Below are 4,457 nucleotides of genomic sequence, written 5' to 3'. Positions count from 1 at the left end.
CAACCCGACGGGTTGTGTCTGTTTGCCCGCCATCCTGCTTAATCACTTATGTCGTGTACAGACTTACTCTCATTCGCTATTCCTTGTCTGGCGCGCAAACAGATCCCAGCGCGGGCCACGCAAATAGTGTAAACAGGCCCTAGCTGGTTTGCCTATCCCGCAAACAGGCGGCATATCCCTCACGCGAATCCGGCCAGCGCAACCGAAAACCACTGGCGCGCAACCGTGCATTGCTGAGCCGCTTGCTGCCGATGCCCGCCGGTCCCGGTCCATTCAGCACGGGCGGCGCGCCGATCAACGCGACGAGATGATCGTAGAGAACGTCCAGCGGCAACGGCGTATCGTCGACGCCCACGTAAATGTGCTGCGGATCGCACAGCTCAAGCAGATGCACGATCGCCGCGGCAGCATCTTCGACATGCATGCGATTGGCCCAATGCCGCTGCACGCGCGGCGCATGCATCTGTCCTGCGCGCAGACGATCGATCAGCTGCAATCGTCCTGGTCCATACAGCCCGGCCAGGCGCAGCACCACCGTCTCGACCGGCTGATGCGACAGCCACTGCTCCGCTTCCCATAACACCTGTCCGCTGAAACCCTGCGGCGCGGGCGGCGTGGCTTCGTCCACCCATTCATCGCCGTGCTCGCCGTACACCCCGCTGGAAGAAACGAACAGCACGCGTTTCAACGATGTGCCATCCAATGCGCCGATTACGTTGCGCAATCCATCGAGATATATCGCGCGATAGGCGTCCGGCTCGCGCGCACGCGGCGCCGGCAGATACACCAACCGCTGGATGCCGGACGGAAGCGTGGCGAGCGTTTCCGGACGGGTCAGGTCCGCCGCCAACCAGCGGATGCCACCATCGTCGCACGGCGGATGGCGGCGCAAGGCATACACCTCGTCGCCTCGCTGCAGCAGCAGATGCGCAACGCGCTCGCCCAAATCGCCGCAACCGGCGATCAAGATTCGTTCGGACATCCATCCACCTTGGGATACGCTCCCTTGCTACTATCCACGCATGAACCCTTCGTGCAACCTGTTCCTGATCGGCCCCACCGGCGCCGGCAAGACGTCGATCGGCCGGCAGCTCGCCGCACGCTACGGCCTGCCGTTTCTCGATCTCGACCAGGAAATCGAGCGCGTCACCGGTGTTTCCGTCAGCACCATTTTCGATATCGAAGGGGAAGCGGGTTTTCGCCGGCGCGAACGTGCGCTGCTGGAGGAGTTTAGCGGCCAGCGCGGCGTGCTGTTGGCCACCGGCGCGGGGGCGGTGCTCGATCCTGCCAACCGCCGCACGCTACGCGAGCGCGGCTATGTGGTGTGGCTGCAAGCCACCGTGCCGGTGCAATTGCAGCGGCTGGCGCTGGATACGTCGCGTCCGCTGCTGGCCGACGCCGATCGCCAGCAGAAGCTGCAGGCAATGGCCGAAGCACGCACCGCTCTCTACGAACAAACCGCCGACCTGATCATTTCGCCCAGTCCCGCCCAGGAAGGCGTGGCCGCGGCGAGCGAACGCTGTATCGCCCTGGTCGATCAGCACTGGAACCGACAAGCCGCATGAGCATGACCACCACCCTTTCCGCGCAAACCATCGACATCACGCTGGGCGAACGCAGCTATCCGGTATGGATCGGCCGCGGGCTGCTCGACGACCACGCGCGGTGGCGCGCGGCATTGCGCGGCAAGCATGCGTTGGTGATCAGCAACCGCACCGTTGCGCCGCTGTACCTGGAACGCGTGGCGCGTGGGCTGGACGGCTTGCACTGGTCGTCGTTCCTGCTCGAGGACGGCGAAGCGCACAAGACTTTCGCCAACGTGGGGCTCGCGCTCGAAGCGCTGGGCATGCTCGGCGCCACACGCGATGCGTGCGTCATCGCTTTGGGCGGCGGCGTGGTGGGTGACCTGGCCGGTTTTACCGCGGCCTGCTGGATGCGTGGCATCGACTTCATCCAGATGCCGACCACCTTGTTGTCGATGGTGGATTCCTCCGTCGGCGGCAAGACCGGCGTGAATCTTCCAGCCGGCAAGAACCTGGTCGGCGCATTCCATCAACCTCGCGCGGTGATCGCCGATATCGCTACGCTGGACAGCCTGCCCGTGCGCGAATACCGCGCCGGACTGGCCGAAGTGATCAAAGGTGCAGCGATCGGCGACGAAGCCTTTTTCGCCTGGCTGGAACAACACGCCGATGCGCTGGCCGCGCGCGAGGAAACCGCGCTGGTCCAGGCCATCGCCACCAAGGTGCGCTACAAGGCCGGCGTGGTGGCGCGCGACGAAACCGAGCAAGGCGAACGCGCCCTGCTTAACCTCGGCCACACCTTCGGCCATGCGCTGGAGACAGCCGGCCACTACACCACGTTGCTGCACGGCGAAGGCGTGTCCGTGGGCATGCTGCTGGCCGCGCGCCTGTCTGAGCGCCTGGGCATGAGCGCACACGCCGACACCGTGCGGCTGGAACGCCTGTTGCACGCCACGGGCCTGCCGACCACCGTCCCGCCCGGTTTCGATTCCGAGCAACTGCTGGCCTTGATGCGGCTGGATAAAAAGAACATCGCCGGCACTTTGCGATTCATTCTGTGGCGAGGCGTCGGACGTGCGGAAATCGTGGCCGGCGTGGATGAATCGAACGTCCTGGCGGTATTGCGCGAGGCCTGCGCCCAACGGTGAACGCACCCCAGGCCTCGCTTGCGACGCCGCCTGCCCTCTAAAATGCCTTACCTTGCGGCCGCCTGGCCGCACTCATTCAGGGACGCCATGCGGCTCTATCTGCAAACCATGCCAGCCTCGGCCGAACCGCCGCGCTACGTCCAGATCGTGCTGGAGCAGGATCTGCTCGGCGGCTGGACGCTGTACCGCGAGTCCGGTACGCAGGGCGGGCGCGCCACGCTCAAGCGCGATCAATACCTCGAACGCGACGAAGCCATCGCCGCGTTCGAAAAAGTGCGCGACGCTCAGCTCAAGCGCGGCTATCGCGTGGTGTTTGCGCAAGGGGTCGATGGCCCTTACGGACACCGATAAAACATGTCAGCAACGCTCAAGAATGATCGTTTCCTGCGCGCGCTGCGCCGCGAACCGGTCGACACCACGCCCGTGTGGGTGATGCGCCAGGCCGGCCGCTACCTGCCCGAATACCGCGCCACGCGCGCCAAAGCCGGCAGCTTCATGGCGCTGGCGACCAATCCGGAACTGGCCTGCGAAGTCACCCTGCAGCCGCTGGACCGCTACGAACTGGATGCAGCCATCCTGTTCTCCGACATCCTCACCATTCCCGATGCGATGGGCTTAGGGTTGTCGTTCGCGCAAGGCGAAGGTCCGCAGTTCGCGCATCCGGTACGCACGCGCGCCGATGTGGAACGCCTGGGCGTGCCGGACATGGAAACCGAACTGCGCTACGTGATGGACGCGGTGCGTGTGATCCGCCGCGAACTTGCCGGCCGCGTGCCGCTGATCGGCTTTTCCGGCAGCCCATGGACGCTCGCCTGCTACATGGTGGAAGGCGAAGGTTCGCGCGATTTCGCCACGGTGAAGGCGATGTGCTGGAACGATCCGTCACTTGCGCACAAGTTGCTTGAAACGCTCGCACGCTCGGTCGCTGCGTATCTCAGCGCGCAGGCCGCTGCCGGCGCGCAGGCGCTGATGATCTTCGATACCTGGGGTGGCCTGCTAGGCCCCGCAGCGTTCCGCGAATTTTCGCTGCGCTATCTCGCTCAGATAGCCGATGCACTGAAATCCGACATCCATTCACGCGAGCTGCCGCTGATTCTGTTTTCCAAGGGCGCGAACGGCCATCTCGCCGACATGGCCGACACCGGCTGCGCGGCACTCGGCGTGGACTGGACCATCGACCTGGCCGACGCGCGCAAAGCGGTGGACGGCAAGGTGGCGCTGCAAGGCAATCTCGATCCGGCCGTGCTACGCGCAAGTCCGGAAGTGATCCGGCGCGAAGTGCGGCGCGTGCTCGACAGCTACGGCATTCATCCAGGACACGTATTCAACCTCGGCCACGGCGTAACGCCGGAGGTTGATCCGGAGCATGTGAAAGTGCTGGTGGATGAAGTGCACACGTACAGCCGCGTGCTGCGCGCTGCCTAGATAGCAGGCTCCCTCTCCCCTGAGGGGAGAGGGATGGGGTAAGGGGCCAGCCTCGCCAGATCTTTCATCCAGGCAAGATGCATTGCCAATCAACGCAACGTCACCGTCAACGTGTCAGGCGTCGCCGCCGATGAACTGAACGTCACTTTGCCACCGTACGGCGTCGCGCTGGCATAACGCGGATCGTCCGTGTCGATGACCAACGCCAGTTTATTGCCCGCCGGAATCTGGTAGTCCGTGGCTTCCAAATTCAGCGTGATGGTCTTGGCCACACCCGCCGCCGTATTGAGCAACGTATAAGGCTTCCACGTAATCAAGGTAGCAAGACCGGTCGGATCCATGCTGTACAGAGAGGCCACCA

5 protein-coding genes and 1 pseudogene are annotated in these 4,457 nt (G+C 64.2%); 4 read left to right on the top strand and 2 right to left on the bottom strand.

Going from position 1 to position 4,457, the window contains the following annotated elements:
• Positions 1-139: 139 nt before the first annotated feature.
• Positions 140-982, bottom strand: a complete 843-nt coding sequence (locus tag ACTHNE_RS08435) for an NAD-dependent epimerase/dehydratase family protein (protein ID WP_440269011.1) — start codon at positions 980-982, stop codon at positions 140-142.
• Positions 983-1,022: 40 nt separating this feature from the next.
• Between ACTHNE_RS08435 and ACTHNE_RS08430 the strand changes: the two genes are divergently transcribed.
• The 4 genes from ACTHNE_RS08430 (at position 1,023) to hemE (ending at position 4,096) form a co-directional block, all read left to right on the top strand.
• Positions 1,023-1,565, top strand: a complete 543-nt coding sequence (locus tag ACTHNE_RS08430; protein ID WP_324944758.1) for a shikimate kinase — start codon at positions 1,023-1,025, stop codon at positions 1,563-1,565.
• 2 nt (positions 1,566-1,567) lie between these two features.
• Positions 1,568-2,671, top strand: a complete 1,104-nt coding sequence (gene aroB, locus ACTHNE_RS08425) for a 3-dehydroquinate synthase (protein WP_440269012.1) — start codon at positions 1,568-1,570, stop codon at positions 2,669-2,671.
• Between the two features lie 87 nt (positions 2,672-2,758).
• A complete protein-coding gene (locus ACTHNE_RS08420; RefSeq protein WP_324944761.1) occupies positions 2,759-3,022 on the top strand; it encodes a WGR domain-containing protein in 264 nt (87 codons plus the stop codon).
• A 3-nt stretch (positions 3,023-3,025) separates the two neighbouring features.
• Complete coding sequence (hemE, locus tag ACTHNE_RS08415) at positions 3,026-4,096, top strand: uroporphyrinogen decarboxylase (protein ID WP_440269010.1); 1,071 nt, start codon at positions 3,026-3,028, stop codon at positions 4,094-4,096.
• A gap of 89 nt (positions 4,097-4,185) precedes the next feature.
• On the opposite strand, the pseudogene ACTHNE_RS08410 reads toward hemE, so the two are convergent.
• Positions 4,186-4,457 (bottom strand): annotated as a pseudogene (locus ACTHNE_RS08410) (X-Pro dipeptidyl-peptidase); the annotation flags it as partial.

The organism is Dyella sp. (assembly GCF_051954575.1).
Taxonomy (GTDB): Bacteria; Pseudomonadota; Gammaproteobacteria; order Xanthomonadales; family Rhodanobacteraceae; genus Dyella_B.
The sequence above is the reverse complement of the archived record's forward strand: the minus strand, read 5'-3'. Positions and strand labels throughout refer to the sequence as shown.